At 65.9% G+C, this 18,279-nt stretch carries 15 protein-coding genes; 7 read left to right on the top strand and 8 right to left on the bottom strand.

Translation table 11 applies throughout. The features are described 5' to 3' along the window. Window positions 1–27: 27 nt before the first annotated feature. Window positions 28–1,572, top strand: coding sequence for a glutamine-hydrolyzing GMP synthase (gene guaA, locus CGLY_RS04095; protein ID WP_038546512.1), 1,545 nt, complete (start codon window positions 28–30; stop codon window positions 1,570–1,572). Window positions 1,573–1,659: 87 nt separating this feature from the next. Here guaA and CGLY_RS04100 read toward each other — a convergent pair whose 3' ends face one another. After that, window positions 1,660–2,106: a hypothetical protein gene (locus CGLY_RS04100; protein WP_052539631.1), complete on the bottom strand. Its 447-nt coding sequence runs from the start codon at window positions 2,104–2,106 to the stop codon at window positions 1,660–1,662. Between the two features lie 106 nt (window positions 2,107–2,212). Here CGLY_RS04100 and CGLY_RS04105 point away from each other — a divergent pair, with 106 nt between their 5' ends. From CGLY_RS04105 to CGLY_RS04115, 3 genes are read left to right on the top strand one after another with little or no spacing between them, the layout of a single operon-like run. Then, entirely contained in the window at window positions 2,213–3,022 is an 810-nt protein-coding gene (locus tag CGLY_RS04105) for a hypothetical protein (protein ID WP_227590371.1), read from the top strand. After that, complete coding sequence (locus CGLY_RS04110; RefSeq protein WP_052539633.1) at window positions 3,019–4,680, top strand: Y-family DNA polymerase; 1,662 nt, start codon at window positions 3,019–3,021, stop codon at window positions 4,678–4,680. The genes CGLY_RS04105 and CGLY_RS04110 overlap by 4 nt, the downstream gene beginning before the upstream one ends. A 24-nt stretch (window positions 4,681–4,704) precedes the next feature. Continuing rightward, the gene (locus CGLY_RS04115) at window positions 4,705–5,934 is read left to right on the top strand and encodes a sucrase ferredoxin (protein ID WP_052539634.1); all 1,230 of its coding nucleotides are present in this window, start codon (window positions 4,705–4,707) and stop codon (window positions 5,932–5,934) included. Here the strand turns inward: CGLY_RS04115 and CGLY_RS16645 are convergent. The 5 genes from CGLY_RS16645 to CGLY_RS04140 form a co-directional block, all read right to left on the bottom strand. After that, window positions 5,918–6,592 carry an AMIN-like domain-containing (lipo)protein gene (locus tag CGLY_RS16645; RefSeq protein WP_052539636.1) on the bottom strand — a complete coding sequence of 225 codons (675 nt, stop codon included), beginning with the start codon at window positions 6,590–6,592 and terminating at the stop codon, window positions 5,918–5,920. The genes CGLY_RS04115 and CGLY_RS16645 overlap by 17 nt on opposite strands. 75 nt (window positions 6,593–6,667) lie before the next feature. Then, window positions 6,668–7,366, bottom strand: a complete 699-nt coding sequence (locus CGLY_RS04125; protein ID WP_038546515.1) for a methionine ABC transporter permease — start codon at window positions 7,364–7,366, stop codon at window positions 6,668–6,670. Continuing rightward, window positions 7,363–8,406, bottom strand: coding sequence for a methionine ABC transporter ATP-binding protein (locus tag CGLY_RS04130; RefSeq protein WP_038546516.1), 1,044 nt, complete (start codon window positions 8,404–8,406; stop codon window positions 7,363–7,365). Before CGLY_RS04130 ends, CGLY_RS04125 begins: the two co-directional genes overlap by 4 nt. Continuing rightward, window positions 8,399–9,298 (bottom strand): MetQ/NlpA family ABC transporter substrate-binding protein, encoded by a 900-nt coding sequence (locus CGLY_RS04135; RefSeq protein ID WP_320406903.1) that lies wholly within the window; start codon window positions 9,296–9,298, stop codon window positions 8,399–8,401. The genes CGLY_RS04130 and CGLY_RS04135 overlap by 8 nt, the downstream gene beginning before the upstream one ends. 80 nt (window positions 9,299–9,378) lie before the next feature. After that, window positions 9,379–9,969, bottom strand: coding sequence for a helix-turn-helix domain-containing protein (locus tag CGLY_RS04140; RefSeq protein ID WP_038551286.1), 591 nt, complete (start codon window positions 9,967–9,969; stop codon window positions 9,379–9,381). 46 nt (window positions 9,970–10,015) lie between these two features. Between CGLY_RS04140 and CGLY_RS04145 the strand changes: the two genes are divergently transcribed. Further along, window positions 10,016–13,201 carry an error-prone DNA polymerase gene (locus CGLY_RS04145; RefSeq protein WP_038546518.1) on the top strand — a complete coding sequence of 1,062 codons (3,186 nt, stop codon included), beginning with the start codon at window positions 10,016–10,018 and terminating at the stop codon, window positions 13,199–13,201. A 68-nt stretch (window positions 13,202–13,269) separates the two neighbouring features. Here the strand turns inward: CGLY_RS04145 and CGLY_RS04150 are convergent, their stop codons facing one another. Next, window positions 13,270–14,361, bottom strand: coding sequence for a hypothetical protein (locus tag CGLY_RS04150; protein ID WP_052539639.1), 1,092 nt, complete (start codon window positions 14,359–14,361; stop codon window positions 13,270–13,272). A 149-nt stretch (window positions 14,362–14,510) separates the two neighbouring features. Between CGLY_RS04150 and CGLY_RS04155 the strand changes: the two genes are divergently transcribed. Next, window positions 14,511–15,479, top strand: coding sequence for a MinD/ParA family ATP-binding protein (locus CGLY_RS04155; protein WP_038546520.1), 969 nt, complete (start codon window positions 14,511–14,513; stop codon window positions 15,477–15,479). A gap of 148 nt (window positions 15,480–15,627) precedes the next feature. Here the strand turns inward: CGLY_RS04155 and CGLY_RS04160 are convergent, their stop codons facing one another. Continuing rightward, the gene (locus tag CGLY_RS04160) at window positions 15,628–16,983 is read right to left on the bottom strand and encodes a lipase family protein (protein ID WP_038551291.1); all 1,356 of its coding nucleotides are present in this window, start codon (window positions 16,981–16,983) and stop codon (window positions 15,628–15,630) included. A 121-nt stretch (window positions 16,984–17,104) separates the two neighbouring features. Here CGLY_RS04160 and CGLY_RS04165 point away from each other — a divergent pair, with 121 nt between their 5' ends. Then, window positions 17,105–18,265 (top strand): alpha/beta hydrolase family esterase, encoded by a 1,161-nt coding sequence (locus CGLY_RS04165; protein WP_227590373.1) that lies wholly within the window; start codon window positions 17,105–17,107, stop codon window positions 18,263–18,265. Window positions 18,266–18,279: the final 14 nt, after the last annotated feature.

The following is an 18,279-nucleotide window of genomic DNA, read 5'->3' on the forward strand; positions in this document are numbered from 1 at the left end:
CCTGAACCCCGGCCCGTTCCACGTCCTGTGTTGGTCGTCGACTTCGGTGCCCAGTACGCGCAGCTCATCGCACGTCGTGTGCGTGAGGCACGGCTGTACTCCGAGGTCATTCCCCACTCCATGCCTGTCGAGGAGGTGGCCGCGAAGAACCCGGCGGCCCTGATCCTCTCCGGCGGGCCGTCGTCCGTCTACGCCGATGGCGCCCCGGCGCTGCAGAAGGAACTGCTGGAGCTCGGTGTTCCGGTTCTCGGCATCTGCTACGGCTTCCAGGCGATGACACATGCCCTCGGTGGCACCGTCTCGCACACCGGCGACCGTGAGTACGGCCGTACCGAGATCTCGGTCGACGGTGGTTCGCTGCACACCGGTTTCGAATCCACGCACCAGGCGTGGATGAGCCACGGTGACGCGGTGAGTGAGGCTCCTGAGGGATTCACCGTCACTGCGCACTCCGACGGTGCACCGGTGGCGGCTTTCGAATGCCTGGACAAGCGCATGGCAGGCGTCCAGTACCACCCGGAGGTCCAGCATTCACCGCACGGCCAGGAGGTGCTGACCCGCTTCCTCTACGACGTCGCGGGTCTGGAGCCTACCTGGACCGCAGGTAACATCGCCGAGCAGCTCGTCGAGGCCGTCCGAGAGCAGGTCGGCCCCGACGGGCGCGCCATCTGTGGATTGTCCGGCGGGGTGGACTCCGCGGTGGCTGCGGCGATCGTGCAGGAGGCCATCGGTGATCGACTGACCTGTGTCTTCGTCGACCACGGTCTGCTGCGCGCGGGCGAGCGTGAGCAGGTCGAGCATGATTTCGTTGCCGCTACGGGTGCGAAGCTGGTTACCCTGGATGAGCGGGCGGCGTTCCTGGACAAGCTCTCCGGGCTCACCGACCCGGAGGCGAAGCGTAAGGCGATCGGTGCGGAGTTCATTCGTTCCTTTGAGCGCGCTGTCGCCGGGGTGCTGGAGGATGCGCCGGAGGGGTCATCGGTGGACTTCCTCGTCCAGGGGACCCTGTACCCCGATGTGGTGGAGTCCGGTGGAGGATCGGGTACCGCCAACATCAAGAGCCACCACAATGTCGGTGGCCTGCCGGACGACGTGGAATTCACCCTTGTCGAGCCGCTGCGACTGCTGTTCAAGGACGAGGTCCGTGCCGTGGGACGTGAGCTGGGGCTGCCCGAGGTCATTGTCGGACGTCAGCCGTTCCCCGGACCGGGGCTGGGTATCCGCATCATCGGTGAAGTCACCGAGGACCGCCTGGAGACCCTGCGTGCCGCGGACGCCATTGCGCGTGCCGAGCTGACTGCCGCCGGTCTGGACAATACGATCTGGCAGTGCCCGGTCGTTCTACTCGCCGACGTGCGTTCGGTGGGTGTGCAGGGAGACGGCCGCACCTACGGTCATCCTGTCGTCCTGCGCCCGGTGACCAGTGAGGACGCCATGACGGCGGACTGGACGCGGGTGCCCTACGAGACGCTGGAGCGGATCTCGACCCGGATCACCAACGAGGTGGCAGAGGTCAACCGTGTGGTGCTCGACGTCACGAGCAAGCCGCCGGGAACCATCGAGTGGGAGTGACCTGACACAGGTGACCCCCTTTCCCTGGACGGTGTGTCCGGGGAAAGGGGGTTCTGTGTTTGTCCGTCGGGCTGCGGCTCAGCTGGCTCAGGCGTCGCGGGCGTCGACGGCGGCGAGGTCCTCGAGTTCCCGGGTGCCGTCGATCCGGGGGACGACCTGCCAGGCGTATACGCCGGCGACCGCCCAGGCGATGACGGCGATGGCCCAGTTGCCGAATTCGAAGGCGGGGACGAGCATCAGTGCGAGCCAGATCGGGAACAGTGGGACGACCTGCTTGATGCGGGTGGTGTAACGGTCCCCACGTGCTTCGACGGCAGCGCGGACGTCGCGACGGTAAGGGTGGCTGAAGAGCCAGAGAAGGCCGGCAGCGAGGAAGGCCAGCATCAGGACCACGCGGAACCCCGTGGACAGTGGAGTTGCCAGTGCCCCCACACCGGCACCGATGAGGATCGCGACGCCGGCACGCAGGGGGCGTGGGGTGACGGGGGTGGGGTTGACGGGGTGCTTGCCGGAGGGCTTCGTGCTGCGTGCCATGGCTGTCCATCGTAGTCGGAGGGTGGCGTTTGACGGTCACCCGAGGGAGGAATAGTCTGACACCACTAGAACGGGTGTTCTAATAGTTCCAGTCGTCGGACGGTGCGTGTCGGAACGTCCTCGTATCGTGGCCGTGGCTGGAATGGTCGTGGATCACTGGCAGGACAAGGAGGTGAGGTTCGTGGAGCAGGTCGTGGAGGATGCCCAGGGAACGGGTGTGCGAGACCGTGGAGCGATCGTCGCTGAGCTCCGGAGCCGGATCGCGACGATCGGCGACGGCGGCGGGGACACCACTGCCGACCTGCAGGAGGCTGAACATGTCTCGCGTGTCCCGGTGCCAGGGTGGCTGTCGGGCGTGCTGGTGGCAGGAGGTCTCCCACGGGGCGCGGTGACTGCCGTGGACGACTGCCCTGCAGCACTCGTGGATCTGTTGACCACCCTGACTGCGGACGGTGGGTGTGCGGCGGTCGTCGGGTATCCGCGTCTGGCGTTGGCGGCGGTGGCCGCCGGTGGCGGGGATCTGGAGCGGTTGATTCTCGTCCCGGATCCGACGCCGCATGCGACAGCTGTCGTGGGCACCCTGGTCGAGGGGGTGGACATGGTCGTGTACGCGGCGCCGTCGGCAGTGGCCCCGTCTGTGGCCCGTCCGGTGGAGGCGCGTCTGCGCAGGAGTCGGTGTGCTCTGGTCGTCTGTGCCGGTGTCAGGTCGTGGCCGGGGGCACGTCTCCATCTGTCCTGGAGTACCGAGGGGGTCACCGGGCTCGGTGTGGGGTCAGGCCGGGTGCGCGGCATATCGGTGGTCGGCAAGGCGTGGGGGCAGGGCCAGCCCCCGCAGACGTTCCGTGGCTCTGTGGGGGCGGATGATGCGGCAGTCGACCTGCGGCAGACCCAGCTTCTGAAGGAGAAGGTGTTGTGAGTACGCATCGTGTCGTGGTCCTGTGGTTCCCCGACTGGCCGGTGTACACCGTGGCTCTGCGCCGGGGGTGGGACCTGCTTGCGCCTGCTGCGGTGGTGGACAATCACCGGGTGCATGCGGCGAATGCCGCGGCGCGCCGGGCCGGGGTGCGTCAGGGCATGAAAGAGAGACATGCGGTGGGCACGTGCCCGGCTCTGCAGGTCGGTGAGGTGGAGGAGTCGTCGGAGGCTGAGGCACACGAGGAGGTTCTCCTCGCTCTGGAAGCCGTTGCCGCCGGGGTGGAGACGCTACGGCCGGGGTTGCTGGCGTTCTCCGCCTCCTCCCTGGTGCGCTACTACGGCGACGAGGCAACGGCCGTGGAGTTGCTGGTGGACGCCGCGGCCCGGGTCGGGGCGGACTGTCTGGCCGGCGCGGCCGACGAGGTTGTCACCGCGGTGTGGGCTGCCAGGGAGGGACGGCAGGTGTCCACGGGGGGCTCCCGGGACTATCTGGCGGGCCTCCCGTTGCAGGTGCTGGTCGCCGAAAGATCATTGGGTGCCCCACGGGAGATGGTGTCGGTCCTGGCACAGTTGGGTATCCGCACGCTGGGTGATTTCACGGCGTTGCCGGTCTCCGATGTCGCCGGACGGTTCGGTGAGGAAGGGGTGCGTTGGCACCGGATCGCCTCCGGTGAGCCGGAACGTCCGGTCTCCCCGGAACGCACCGCTGTCCCGGTGGAGGTGCGGATTGAGCCAGAGGAGCCGGTTGCAGACACCGGGACGGCAGCGTTCCTTGCACGCCAGGCGGCCGTCCGTCTGCATGAGCGTCTGGCGGAGACGGGGCAGGTCTGCCTACGCCTGGCGGTCCGCGCTCATCTGGACCCGCCTGCGGGATACGACGGACCAGTGGTGGTCGAACGGTTGTGGAGGTGCCGGGAACCTTTGGCGGAAGAGGATACCGCCCAACGGGTGCGCTGGCAGTTGGACGGGTGGCTCACCAGGGTGCGCGCCCACCTCCCGGACACACCGGACGGCGTCGGAGGGATCAGTGCGATCGACCTGGTTCCGGTGGAGTGCGTGCCCGCCGGTGAGGTGGCTGAGGCTCTCTGGGGAGGTCCGGATGTGGGCATCCGTGCAGCGCGGGCCGCCGCAGCGCGTGCCCAGGCGTTGATCGGTACCCGTGGGGTGCTGCGCCCGGTCCACCGTGGTGGCCGGGCCGTGGCGGGACGTGTGGTGTCGGTGCCGTACGGTGAGCAGGACCCTGAGGAGGTCACCGCCGTGCGCGACCGGGCCTGGGACGGGGAGCTCCCTGCACCATTGCCTGCCCTCGTAGGGGCACCGGTGGGGTTGCCGGTATCGCAGGAGTCGTCGACCACAGACCGACTCCGGGCGCCCGGGCCACGGCATCCCGCCTCTTCTGTCCAGCTTCTGGACGACACTGGTGAACCGGTGTGGGTCACCGGCCGCGGGGTGATGAGCAGCCCGCCGGTGGCGTTGCGGTGGGGCGGCACGGTCCACCGCCTGACGGGATGGGCCGGCCCCTGGCCGGTCGACGAGATGTGGTGGTCGGAGAGTGGTGCGGCACGCAGGTACGCCAGGCTTCAGGTCGCCACCGATGAACCGTCGGCGTTCCTGCTGGTGTGCCGGGGCAGGGCGTGGCGGATCGAAGCCACGTATTAGTGGCGACGTACTAGAATCAGTGCCATGCCCACCACACGGAACCCCCGGTCGGGACTGTGTTCCGACATCACCCGGGAGCCCCTACCCGGAACAGTGAAGACGGGGCGGTTGATCGTTGCTGTCGAGTACCCGCACGGGTGGGGGAGGGACATTCTCGACGGAGATGCGCTGGGGAAAGACCTTGCCGGCCAGGTGAAACGCTGGCTCAAGAAGTACCGTGCGCAACTGCAGTTCATCCGACGCCCCGGTCGGGCAGGACAAGTCAGTGCCGGTGAGGACAGCGCGGCAGTGGCCTTCATCGCCGATGCTGGAGCTACCCCGCCGACACTCGAACGTCTCGAACTCCCCGGCGGGGTGCGTGACCTGTTGGAGGTGGACCTCTCGGCGCCCGGGGCTGTTCCCGGTGCCATGCGGGTGGACCATCCCCTCCTGCTGGTCTGTACCCATGGAAAACGTGACCAGTGCTGTGCGGTGAAAGGGCGTCCCATGGCAGCGGCTCTGGCTGAGCGGTACGGCGGGGACACCGGTGAGAATGTCTGGGAGTCGTCACACACCAAGGGTCACCGGTTTGCTCCGTCGATGATTCTCCTGCCACACAACTATTCTTTCGGAGACCTCGACGTCCCCGGTGCCTCGGCGATGATGGAAGCCGTCGCCGACGGTCGGCTGCCTGTTACGGGAAACCGGGGGAGAGGAACCTTCGACTCGCCGGGCCAGGTCGCCGAGCTGGCCGTGGCCGCGCTACTTGAATCACAGGGGGAGCCTCCTGCGTTGGGTGAGCTGACCGTGGAGAAGTACACGGCTCCGGAGGAGACCGCCGCGCTCTCCCGGAATGCAGGGGGAGCCGGAGTCTCCTCGGCTGAGGCCTATGCTGCATTCTCTGACGCGGTGGATCCTGCGCTCCGCCGTCGTGCCGGTGAGCTGATGACCCAACGGATCGAGATGAAGGCGACCGGGCGGTACTCCGAACTCAAGGAGCTGCACCGCAGCGGGCATTTCGATGCGGTACGTGACTATGAACGCGCGGTGAAGGACGCGGCGACGGCTCACGGACTCGGCCGCCGGAAAGACAAGAAAGACAAGCATGCGCGACGCAATCCCATGGTCCGGGTTTGGCGGGCCGGGGAATCCTGGATCGTCACGTTGGAGTCGCAGACCTGTCATCCCGTCGTCTCGTCCTGCGGCGACCGTCCCAAGGACGGAAGGTCATGGGTTGCGGTCGACGTCCGTGCGGAGGTCAGTTCCGCCGCGTGACATCCACCACGATGCGGGTCGGAGAGTCCAACAGGGTGACATTGTAGGTGGGGTTGTCATCAGCGAGGCCGATGACGATACGCTGCATCCCCTCGAAAACACCCTGGACATCCGCTGAACGGACGACGCCTTCGGCGACGTTGTGGACCGGGGCAGGATCACCCGTGGCGTTGCTGGGCATCTGCACGCCGCGGACGTCGATCACCAGTGCGGTATCGCCCTCGTAACTGATCGGGAGGCCGGAGCCGTCAGCGGTGGGAGCCTTGTCGGTGGAGACGTACCAGCCCGGGGCCCCCTTACCGTCGAGCTCGATGACGATCCGGTCGAAGCTCTCGTGACTCCCCGTACGGACCTCCGAGACAGTTACCTCGGTGTCTTCCTCAGGGAGGACATCCAGTGGTTGTGATCCGGTCAGTGGGCCGGATTCATTCGACGCGCGGGGGACCGGGGAGCTGAGCTCTGCCCCGGGGGCATCGAGCTCTGCCGTGTGCTGGGCAGTTCCGGTGGCGGCGCTGACCGCCGTGACCTCCTCGTCCCGAGGAGACTGGTCGGTGCCGGAGCACGAGACCAGCGATACGCAGAGGCACCCGCCGACCAGTGCGGCGCCGACGGTGGCGACGCGACGTCTGGTGGGACGGGTGTCTGCGGTTGTACTCACGAGGTCAGAGAATACCCGGCAGTACAGTGAAAAACACTGCTAATGACCGGGAGATCCCATATTGTGACCGGATTGTTACCGGCGCATGATCCGGCGGGCCAGCCAGTTACCGAGCAGCTGTGCGGCCTGCACGATCACGATGATCGTGATCAGTGCAACGTAGGTGACGTTGTTGTCGAAGGCGCGGTAACCGTACTGGATCGCGAAGTCACCCAGACCACCGGCACCGATGTAACCCGCCATGGCGGACATGTCGATGATCGCGATGAACATGAATGTCGCACCCAGGATCAACGGTCCGAGAGCTTCGGGGATGATGACGGTGAAGATGATCCGGAACGGACCAGCTCCCATCGACCGGGCGGCCTCGATGACACCAGGGTCGATCGACACGAGGTTCTGTTCCACGATGCGGGCGGCACCGAAGGAAGCGGCGATGATGATCGCGAAGGTCGCGGCGTTGATGCCCAGAATCGACCCGGTCACGATCTTCGTCAGTGGCCCCAGAGCGGTCAGCAGGATGATGAACGGGATCGGTCGGACGATGTTGACCAGGATGTTCAGGACCCAGAACACCGGACGGTTGGCCAGCACTCCACCACCTCGGGTGGTGTACAGCAGGATGCCGAGGACCAGTCCGACGACGCCACCGATGACCAGTCCCCAGATCGCCATGTAGAGCGTCTCGACAATGGCGTCCTGGTAGATGGGTGTCAGGAAGTCCCAGTTGGTGTCCTTGGCGAGAAGGAGGGTGTCAGTGCTGGTGGAGCTCATCGGATCTCCTCAATCTCGGTCGTGGCGGACAGCGTGCGGTAGAACGTCTCGACGGCTTCTTCGCCCTCAGGGGTGGTGGCGGTCATACGCACCGTGAGTCGGCCGAAGGAATGGCTCTGCAATGTGGTCACACCGCCGTGGACGATATTCACGCTCACACCGGCCCGTTCCACCTCGGAGATCGCGTGGAAGAACCCCGCACCCTCCTTCATGGTGACGGTGAAGAGCCGTCCGCTCTGGTGCTGCAGCGCTTCGGATTCCACCATGTCAGGAGTGTTACGCAGGGAGGTGGCCACGAAGTTCGCCGCGGTCTCGGTCTGGGGCTGAGAGAAGACCTCGTACACGGAGCCTTGTTCGACGACGTGTCCGTTCTCCATGACGACCACCCGGTCACCGATGGTGCGCACGACTTCCATCTCGTGTGTGATCACCACGATGGTGATGCCGAGGTCCTCGTTGACCTTACGCAGCAGTTCCAGGACCTCGCGGGTGGTGGTGGGGTCCAGCGCGGACGTCGCTTCGTCGGCCAGTAGCAGGGAGGGGTTGGTCGCCAGTGCGCGGGCGATGCCCACGCGCTGCTTCTGACCTCCCGAAAGCTGCTCAGGATAGGACCGGCCCTTATCGGAGAGTCCGACGAAGTCCAGCAGTTCCTTCACCCGTGCCTCACGCTCGGCTTTGCCCATACCCTGCAGTTTCAATGGGTAGGCGATGTTGCCGGCGACGGTGCGGGAGCTCAACAGGTTGAACTGCTGGAAGATCATGCCGATGTTGCGGCGGATTCCCCGCAGTTCCCGTTCGTTGAGCGGGACGATGTCCTGCCCGTCGAGCAGGACCTGGCCACTGGTGGGTTTGTCCAGTCCATTGATCTGCCGGACCAGTGTGGACTTGCCGGCACCGGAGTAGCCGATGATGCCCACGATAGAGCCGGACGGAACGGTGATCGACACGTCCTCCAGCGCGGTGACGGACTTCTTCCCCTGGGAGAAGACCTTCCCGACGTTGCGGAACTCGACGGCGGTGCCGCTGGTCCCACTACTCATCCGAGCTCTCCTGCTCGCGGATCTTCTGCTCGGTGTCGGCGAGGATGTCCTCGAGTTCTTCAGGGGTGTTCTCAGCCTTGACGGCCGTTCCTGCGGTGTCGTTGGCAACAGCCTCCTGGACCTCGTCAGAGTGCCAGATCTCGACGAGCTTCTGGTAGTCCTCGTTGTCCTTGTTTTCCTCGGTGGTCACCCAGACATTGATGTACGGCTGGGAGGCGGGATCGTCCGGATTGTCCTTGAACACTGCATCGTTGGCGCTGACGCCAGCTGATTCCAGGAAGTTATTGTTGATTACTGCAGCCTGCCCGTCGTTGTAGGCGACGGCGGTCTGTGAGGCGTCGACCGGGGTGACCGTGACATCAGAGTCCTCGGTGACGATGTCGGCCGGGGTCGGAGTGAGCAGCTCGTCGTCACGCAACGTCACCAGTCCGGCGGAGGCGAGTACCTTGATGGCGCGACCCTGGTTGGTGGAATCGTTCGGGATGACGACGTCTCCGGCGTCGGCGATTTCTTCCACGCTCGAGAAGTCTTTCGCGTAAACGCCCATGGGGAAGGTCTGAGAGGCGCCGAAGGGCACGAGATTGTTGCCGGAGGCGACGTTGGACTCTGCAAGGAACTGGATGTGCTGGAACTGGTTGACGTCCAGATCACCTTCAGTGAGAGCCTGGTTCGGCACGTTGTAGTCGGTGAAGGAGACGACCTCGACGTCTACACCTTCCTCTTCTGCCTTCTGCTCGAAGACCTGCCACTGGCTCTTGTCAGCCTCGGTGGAGCCGATACGGATGGTGTCGCTGTTCTCGTCGTTGCCGTCGCTCATGCAGGCGGTCAGGCCGGCCGCAGAGAGAGTGGCGACGGCGCCAACGACGGCGGCCTTCTTCAGACGCGTGATCAAGGGGTCCTCCTGGGGACGTCATGGGGGTAGCGGGGTTTCGCGCAATGGTAGTAGTACTACAGGAGGATGGACCGCTCTGTCTAGTTGGTTTTCGGTGTCAGGTGCACTTTTTCTCCGCCGGGGCTGCTGAGCCCGAGATACTCGACGGCGGTGTCGCCACCGGCACCGAACCAGTGGGGGACCGTGCACTCGAACTCCGCGACCTCACCGGGGTTGATCAGGTACTCCTGGCCATCGAGGACCAGTCGCAGGGTTCCAGCCAGGACGAATACCCATTCTCTGCCGGGGTGGCTGTGCTGACGGGGTGCTTTTTCGGGCCGTCGGTCGGCGGCGACGCCTGGGATCACGTGTTTGAATGCGATCACCCCTTGCTCCCCGTCTCCGCCGAGACGCAGGTGTACCGCGCCGCCGCGGTACAACGGGCGGATGTCGATCCGGGGATCCCCGGTCTGTGGGGCGCCGACCAGGTCGTCGAGTGCCACGCGGTACAGCCGGGCGAGGGGCATGAGTAGCTCCAGGGTGGGGCGCCGGCCGCCGTTCTCCAGCCGCGACAGGGTGCTGCGGGAGATGCCTGTGGCCTCGGCGGCGTCGGCGATGGTCATTGCGAGCTGCTGTCTCGTGGCGCGCAGGCGTGCGCCGACCTGGTCGAGATCGTCCACGTTGCTGTCCATGTCTACAGAGTGTGCCATGTCCGGCACGTGCGCTAGTATCGAACATATGTTCAGTAACGGTCGAGCGCTTAGCTGGTCGCGCCTGGAACGCATCCTCTCTGGTATCGACGTCGGGCCACTGCGGATCGTCGGGGAAAGCTCCGGTACATCCGTCGGTGCCGCTGTTCCGGGTGTCCGGTCCGCCACCGCTTTCGCCGAATTGCATGCTGCCGGGTCCTACAACTTCCTCCACGGTGCCAGCGATCCCGAGGACTACGTGGCGGCAGCGGTGGACCTGGGACTCACAGCTCTCGCCGTGGTCGACCGGGATGGTCTCTACGGGGCGGCCCGGCTGGCCACTGCCGCTGCAGAGGCCGCTTTGCCCACGGTCTTCGGCGCGGAGCTCTCCGTCTTCGGCACTGATTCGGCGCCCTTGACCGTTCTCTGCCGTGGTCAGGAGGGGTACAGGCGACTCTCACGCACGATCACCGATGCCCGTATGGCCCGTCGAGACAAGGACGCAGCGGACTATCCGTCGCTGCGGGAGCTCGCAGACTCCGCTGACGGACGCTGGTACGTCCTTATCGATCACCAGCATCTGCCCCGGGCAACGGAGATCATCAAGGCGTTTGGCGTGCATGCCTGCCTGGTGGAACTGGGGCAGACCATGAGGCCGGCGGATGTCGACCGGAACCAGGCACTACACGACCTTGCCCTGGCTCACGGGGTGACCGAGATCATCTCCACTGCCGCGACCTGTGCCACCCCACCTCAGGCACGCCTCGCCGGAGCGAAAGCCGCCCTGTACGCACGGGAGGACGTCTACGCCGCCACACCCCGGACCCACCCCCTCGGCGGAACCTGGCTGCGCTCTGGCGATGAGATGGTCTCCCTGGCCGGGGACTGTGACTGGATTGTCGCAGCTGTCGACGCCAGTGTGCGTGTCGCCGAGGAATGCGCCTTCACTCTCAACCTCATCGCACCTCAGCTGCCGCATTTCCCGGTGGGGGGCGGGCACACCGAAATGAGCTGGCTGCGTACGTTGACGACCAAGGGCGCGGAGAAACGCTACGGCACCAGGGATGAAAACCCGAAAGCCTGGACGACCATTGACCATGAACTGGGAATCATCGAGTCGCTGGGGTTCCCCGGTTATTTCCTCATCGTCCATGAGATCGTCAGCTTCTGCCATAAGAGCAACATCTTCTGCCAGGGGCGGGGCTCGGCGGCGAACTCCGCAGTCTGTTTCGCTCTGGGTATCACCAATGTCGATGCCGTCGGGCAGGACCTGCTCTTCGAACGCTTCCTGTCGCCGGAACGGGACGGACCACCGGACATCGACCTCGACATCGAGTCCGGCCGCCGCGAGGAGGCGATCCAGCATGTCTACGCCCGGTACGGTCGTGACAATGCGGCCCAGGTCGCCAATGTCATCAGTTACCGGCGGAAAGGAGCACTGCGCGACGCCGCCCGGGCCCTCGGATACGATCCGGGCCGTGTCGACGCGTGGTCCCGTCGGTTGGAGGAACCACCGGAGCCGGTGACGTCCCTGGCGGATTCATTGAAAGGCCAGCCCCGTCACCTGGGGATCCACTCCGGCGGGATGGTTATCTGTGACCGGGCCATTGCCGACGTTGTCCCCACCGAATGGGCACGCATGGCGGACCGTTCCGTCCTGCAGTGGGACAAGGACGACTGTGAGGCCGTCGGACTGGTGAAGTTCGACCTTCTCGGCCTCGGCATGCTCGAGGCGCTGCATCACATCGTTGACCTCATCAAGGAGACCACGGGCGAATATATCGAGCTGTGGAAACTCCAGCCCACCGACCCGGACGTTTTTGCCATGCTCGCCCGTGCCGACGCCGTGGGGGTCTTCCAGGTGGAGTCCCGCGCGCAGCTCACCACCCTGCCGCGGCTGAAGCCTGAGGAGTTCTATGACCTGGTCGTCGAGGTCGCGTTGATCCGGCCGGGACCGATCCAGGGTGGTTCGGTGCACCCCTACATCCGCCGACGCAACAAGGTGGAGGAGGTCGTCTACGACCCGCCGGAACTCGAAGACGTCCTGAAGCCGGTTCTGGGGCGCACCTACGGCATTCCGCTGTTCCAGGAGCAGCTGATGCAGATGGCTGTCGCCGTCGCAGGGTTCACCCCCGCCGAGGCCGACAATCTGCGCCGCTCCATGGGATCAAAACGGTCCCCGGAGAAGATGGAGCAGATGCGTGGCCGTTTCATCGGTGGTGCCTGCGACCTGCACGGTATTGACCTGAAGGAGGCAGAGAAGCTCTGGCACAAGATCATCGCCTTCGCGTCCTACGGATTCCCGGAGTCACATGCACAGTCCTTCGCCTCCCTGGTGTACTTCTCCGCCTGGTTCAAGTACCACTATCCCGCCGAGTTCTGTGTGGGCCTGCTGCGTTCCCAGCCGATGGGATTCTATTCGCCGCAGTCACTGGTCGCCGATGCCCGGCGACACGGTGTCGGCGTACGACCGGTGGACATCAACGCCTCGCTGGTCGAGGCCACCGTGGAAGACGGTGACATTCGCCTCGGTCTGGGCTCGGTGAAAGGGATCGGGAAGGAGGCCGCGGATCGGCTGGTGAATGCACGCTTGGACCGCGGATCCGACTTCACCGAGATCGCCGACCTGTCACGCGAAGCCGGCCTCACCGTGGACGAGGTGTCTGCTCTGGCGCGGGCAGGAGCCTGCGACAGTCTGGGGCTCACCCGTCGGCAGGCGCTGTGGGCTGCCGGGATCGCAGCCACTGAGCGCGCCGGGATGCTGCCTGGAACCTCCACGGTCTCCACCCCCGCGTTGCCCGGGATGAGTGCCTTCGAACTGGCCGCGGCGGACGTCTCCGCCACCGGGGTTACCGCTGACGGTCACCCGGTCCGACTGCTGCGGGCTCGTCTGGACGCCTGGCCGGGAAACTTCCCGGTGGTGCCGGCGTCCTCATTGCTGTCGGTGGAGAACGGACGACGCATCCTCGTCGCGGGGGTGGTGACCCACCGTCAACGTCCGATGACCGCCGGTGGGGTGACCTTTCTGGGGATGGAGGATGAGACCGGCCTGGTCAACGTGATGGTGTCCCCAGGGCTGTGGCGGGCGCAGCGGAAGGTGGCGACCACGGCGCGCATGCTCATGGTCAGGGGCATCGCCCAGAACGCCGGCGGTGCGGTGACCATCGCCGCCGATGCACTCGAACCCCTGGAAATGGCCGATGTCCTGGCATCCTCATCCCGGGATTTCCGGTGACGGTCGGTACCGCCACCACAGGAAGTGTTACCACTTTCCGGTGGTAACACTTCCGGAGGTCGCATGGTCTACCGCTGGCTGCGTCGTTGTTCGCACAGACGAATCCCGTCCAGCACCGTTGTCTGGAGCAACTCACGGTCCTTCAGATGTCCCCATGTGAGCCTCAGGACATGCCAATCCAGGTTGCCGAGCTCCGTGTTGACACGGGAGTCACGGTCACGCGTGCTCACCGCCAGATGTCCGGAGCCGTCGTACTGGAACGCCAGTTTCAGGTTCGTACAGCCGAGGTCAAGCCGTGCCACGATACGTTCCGGTCCGGTCGGCCCACCGTGGACCGGGTCGGACACTGAGCCGTCGGCGTGGACGACGAGCTGACTCGTGAACTCCTCCGTCGTCACCGTTGCGGCAGTCGACCGGACCATGAGCCGCATCAGCGTTTCCGGTGGGGAATCGGCACCCCGGTCACAGAATCCGACGACAGTGCGCAGAAAATCCTGGTTGATGTGGTGGGCGCAGGCTGCGGGGAGGTCCTCCGGGTCGATCCTGAACGTCCTGCACAGACTGTCGATGAGCTGTACCGCGCGGACGCCGTTGTCGCTCAGCCCGGTGCCGCGGAGCACCTGCCAGCTGTGGCCCTCGCCGAGAACGGACTGCAGACAGTGGATGAGCGTGAGAATCGGCGGTGTGACCTGAAGATGCGGAAAATGCGGGTCAGTCTGCACAGCAGGTATCGCGAGGAGCTGGCGGGTCCGTCGACGCCGTGACACATCCTCCGGCCCGAGGGCGTGACGGGTCACACCAGAGGTCAGAGCGCAGGTGTCTGCATTGTCGACGAAGTACTCCAGACCCCACTGTGCCGCGGCGCTCCACTCCGCGAGCGTCCACGACGGCCGACGGATGTGCAGCAGGCGCGAACGGGTCAGTGCATCCAGGTCGTAGCGGGTATGGCGGGGATGGGTGGAGGCGCCGAGAGCCACGTCGCGGTCCTCCCGCAGACAGGAGCGGGGGACATGGAGTCCCTGTAGTGTCACCCATTCGCCGTCCTCCTGTCCCGGCGGCCTCTTGTCTGCGGTGACTGGTACCGGACGCCATGTCATCTGCTCCGGTGGTGTCCAGTTCCGTCGAATATGTTCATCCAGTGCCGTGCCCTGGTACGCCACGTCCCCGCGCCCTCTCCCCGTTTTTTCGTGAAATCACGTGAAATCACGTGAAATCCCCTCCGACAGCGAAGACTACCAGTTACCCTCGTTGCCAGGACCGGGACGACAAGGGGGTCCGGCCTGAACACCACACAGGGGGATTTTCATCTATGACCGTACCTGCACACGCACCGGCACAGATCGACGGACTCGACGCATCCGCCATGGTCGGCGCGGTATCTGCCGCCCTTCCGTCGGGGTGGCGCCGCCTGGTCCACCGGGTTTCCGGTGGACGGGTGAATCCGGGGGAGTCGACTGGTCAGGCCGCCGAGCGGGAGGTGCTGGAACGTATCCGCACACCGTTGCGCGGCGACTACCGGATCGCGGTCCTCAGTCTCAAGGGTGGTGTGGGGAAGACGACCACCACCGTCGCCCTCGGCGGGACGTTCGCCTCGTTACGCGGTGACCGGGTGATCGCCGTGGACGCCAACCCTGATCTCGGAACGTTGGCACGGCGGGTCGTGGACGACTCCTCCGCTGCCGCTCCGACTGTCCGGGATCTGCTGGAGCTCCCCGACGCGTCGCGGTACCCACAGGTCAGGTCGTGCACGAGTCAGGCGCAGAGCAGACTGGAGGTCATCGGCTCGGACCGGGACCCGGCTGTCTCGGAGGCGTTCAGTGAATCCGACTACCGTCGTGCCGTGGATATCCTGCAACACCACTACAACATCATTCTCACGGACTGCGGCACCGGCCTGATGCACTCGGCCATGACCGGGGTGCTGGACCTGGCGCACATGCTGGTCCTGGTCACGTCCCCGGCACTGGACGGCGCGAGATCGGCGGAAGCGACGTTGGACTGGCTCGACCACCACGGTCACGGGGATCTGGTGGCTAACGCTGTGGTCGTGGTGTCCGGCGCGCATCCGGGGCAGGCTGCCGTAGACCCGGAGGTCCTCGTCTCCCATTTCTCGGCGAGGACGCGGGCGGTCCGGGGTGTCCCGTTCGACCGGCACCTGTCGGAGGGCGGCGTGGTCGACCTGGACCGGTTGGCCCCGGCGACCTTCCGTGCCTACCGGGAACTTGCGGCGACGGTGGCGGAGGATTTCGCCAGCTGGCACCGGCATGCTGCGGTGTAGGCTCCGGGCCGGTGCGTCGGCCCCGGGGGTCGTCGAAGTGTTACCGGTTTGTCGTGGTAACACTTTTCGTGACCTGCAGTTTTCCCGCGACAGCTCTCGCCGACACGGTAACACTTCCGGGGGAGCCGTCCCCGGACCCCACCTGCACCTAGAACCGCCCGCAGTTACTGGGCGCGGGCCGATCATTGAAGCGGTCCACCATGTAGCTCATCGCAGGCCCGGCGTTGGTGAGCATCGGCACCGCGTGGTTGATCGCGGACTTCGGGAGGATCGACGGCAACGGATCGGTGACGAACTGGACGGTGCCGCCAGCCTCGCAGTACCGTGCGGCGGTCTCGCGGGCCTGACCCCAGGGGATGGTGTCGTCGTTCTTACCGTTGGCGATCATGAGGGGGGCGTTGAGATCGGTGTAGGCGGAAGCCAGTTTGTAGCTCTCCAGGACGCTGCGCAGACGTTCGTCGTCGCGGGCGATCTCGCCGAAGGAACGGCCGTCCTTCGTCATCGTGCGGGTGTCGGTCAACCCCCAGCGGACGACAGAGTCACCGATGCAGCGGTCCTTGGTGTCCGCGAGGAATTCTTTGCCGCGGTCGTTGAAGTACTCGTCCTGCAGAGACGCCAGTTCCGGGTGCCGTTCCATGGCTCCGTTCAGGGCGTAGCCGAGAACCCCGGTGATGGCGTGACGGTCGACAGCGTCGACGACCTCCAGCAGGTCAGCAGGCGGCGCGCCGGCGAACGTCCCCTTGACGTTGAGTTCCGGGGCGTAGCTCGACGCCATCTCGGCGGCGGACGCCGCCGACCCGCCGCCCTGTGAGTAGCCGAAGAAGCCGACAGGGGAGTCCGACGGCAGGCCGAGCTGCGACAGCCCGGCCCGGGCGGCGTCGAGAGTGGCCTGCCCCTGCTCCGGGTTGTTGACGTAGGTGTGCTGACCGGGGGTGCCGAGTCCGATGAGGTCGACGACGACCACGTTCATGCCCAGCGCACTGGCTGCGGCGTGGAACGGGTATTCGTAGTTGAGGTTGACCGCACCGTTGCCGGTGTCGACCCCGAAAAGCTGGTACGAACTCCTCGACGGTGCACAGATGTCGCCTGAGCCGCGGGTGCCGGGTGAATAGACCAGGGTGGGGGCGGGCCCTTTGCCGTGCCACGTGCCGGACGCCTTGAGTACGACTCCGCTGGCCGCGACCCGGTCCCCGTCCTCGGTGGTGGAGGTGTACAGGATCTTCTCCGCGCTACCGGGCCCGTCGGTGCCGGCCAGGTCGAGCAGTTGGGGAGCGTCCTGGGTGCGGATGACCTCGCCCGGCGTGTCGGGCAGGCTGTCCGGCGGGAGGTAGAAAGGGTCGGAGTCGGTGGTGGCGGGCGCGCCGGCGGGTGGGGGCCAGGAGATGCCCGGAATGCTGTCGGAGCCCTGGGCGGCGGCGCCGGTGATGCCCGCTGCGAGGGTGATGACCGTTGCCGTGGAGAGTGCGGTGGCCCGTGTCAGGAGCCGTCTCGTGAAGTACGTCATATCGGTCAGCTTATAGGCGCCGACCATCGCTGTTGTCATGTTCAATACAATTCGACAAAAGAACATGGGGACGCGCGTGGTGTGGTTGCTTCTGAGTGTCCTGACCAGTAGAAATGGGAGGGTGCAACAGTCCAATCCGCAAGATCTCCGAGACCTGCCCCCGGTCCGGCGGACGTCGGGTCCGGTCCCCGATCCCCGCCCGGCTGAGAGCGACGACGGTGGCCGCAGTCAGAGCCCCGTCCGCCGTCGGATCGGCAGGTCGTTGGCCGTCCTCACCGCCACGGTGATGGTCGGTGCCCTGGTGTGGGTGGGGCATTCGCCGGCGGGTGAGAATGAGGCGGCTCTCGAGGAGTACCGGGAGCAGACGGTCCGGGAGAACGCGGTCGCCGCGTCGGAGAGCATCGTTCCCACGGCTGCGGAGGCGGAGCTGGGCAACGGCCCGAAGCTGGACGGTCCCGCGCCGGGAAGTTCGAAGAAGATCTCCCTGAGCAGCGGTGACCGTACCCGCGAAGGCGTGTTGTCTGTGCCGGAGGGGTATGACCCGGCGAAGCCGTACCCGGTGCTGCTGACCTACCACGGCTACCGTGAGAGCGCCCAGGGGTTCCACGACTACGCAGGTTTCGATGAGAAGCCCGCCATTACCGTGTCCATGCAGGGCATCGGGGATTCCTGGGAGGGGGCACCGTACGCGAAGACGAAGGACGGTGAGGACGTCCGCTTCACCCGCGACATGCTCGCAGCCCTGAACACGACGTACAACATCGACCGGTCCCGGATCTACGCTGCGGGGATGTCCAACGGTGGCGGCATGGTCGCCAAGCTGGCCTGCCGCGAACCCCGCCTGTTCGCCGCAGTCGCCTCCGTCGCAGGCGCCTACTACAGCGGGACGCGCACCAACTGCGTGGAGGACGCCGGCCGTGCCCCGTCCTTCCTGGAGATCCACGGGACCAAGGATGAGACCATCAACTACCAGGGCGGGTCGCGCCACGGCGGTACCTACATGGCTGTCCGGGACCTGGTCGAGGACGTTGCCAGCAGGAACCACTGCCAGAGCACCCCGGTGACCACCGCCCTGGCAGGAGACGTCCGTCGTCAGCAGTGGCCGATGTGCTCGCCGGGTACCTCGGTGGTGCACCTGCGGGTCGGCGACGGCGGACACACGTGGCCGGGTGACGCCTCCGGGGCGTCAGGAGCGGCCTCGGACTCTGCCGAGGCGACGTCCTATTCGTTGGACGCCACCACGGAGGTATGGTCCTTCCTTTCGGGCCACCAGCTCACCTGACACCGGGCCCGGAT

The sequence above is a fragment of the Corynebacterium glyciniphilum AJ 3170 genome, assembly GCF_000626675.1.
GTDB lineage: Bacteria > Actinomycetota > Actinomycetes > Mycobacteriales > Mycobacteriaceae > Corynebacterium > Corynebacterium glyciniphilum.

Coding starts and splice junctions, on each gene's coding strand:
- CGLY_RS04130 (WP_038546516.1), bottom strand. CDS start 8,406: ATGAGTAGTGGGACCAGCGGCACCGCCGTCGAGTTCCGCAACGTCGGG.
- CGLY_RS04125 (WP_038546515.1), bottom strand. CDS start 7,366: ATGAGCTCCACCAGCACTGACACCCTCCTTCTCGCCAAGGACACCAAC.
- CGLY_RS04145 (WP_038546518.1), top strand. CDS start 10,016: ATGTTCAGTAACGGTCGAGCGCTTAGCTGGTCGCGCCTGGAACGCATC.
- CGLY_RS04140 (WP_038551286.1), bottom strand. CDS start 9,969: ATGGACAGCAACGTGGACGATCTCGACCAGGTCGGCGCACGCCTGCGC.
- CGLY_RS04155 (WP_038546520.1), top strand. CDS start 14,511: ATGACCGTACCTGCACACGCACCGGCACAGATCGACGGACTCGACGCA.
- CGLY_RS04115 (WP_052539634.1), top strand. CDS start 4,705: ATGCCCACCACACGGAACCCCCGGTCGGGACTGTGTTCCGACATCACC.
- CGLY_RS04100 (WP_052539631.1), bottom strand. CDS start 2,106: ATGGCACGCAGCACGAAGCCCTCCGGCAAGCACCCCGTCAACCCCACC.
- CGLY_RS04160 (WP_038551291.1), bottom strand. CDS start 16,983: ATGACGTACTTCACGAGACGGCTCCTGACACGGGCCACCGCACTCTCC.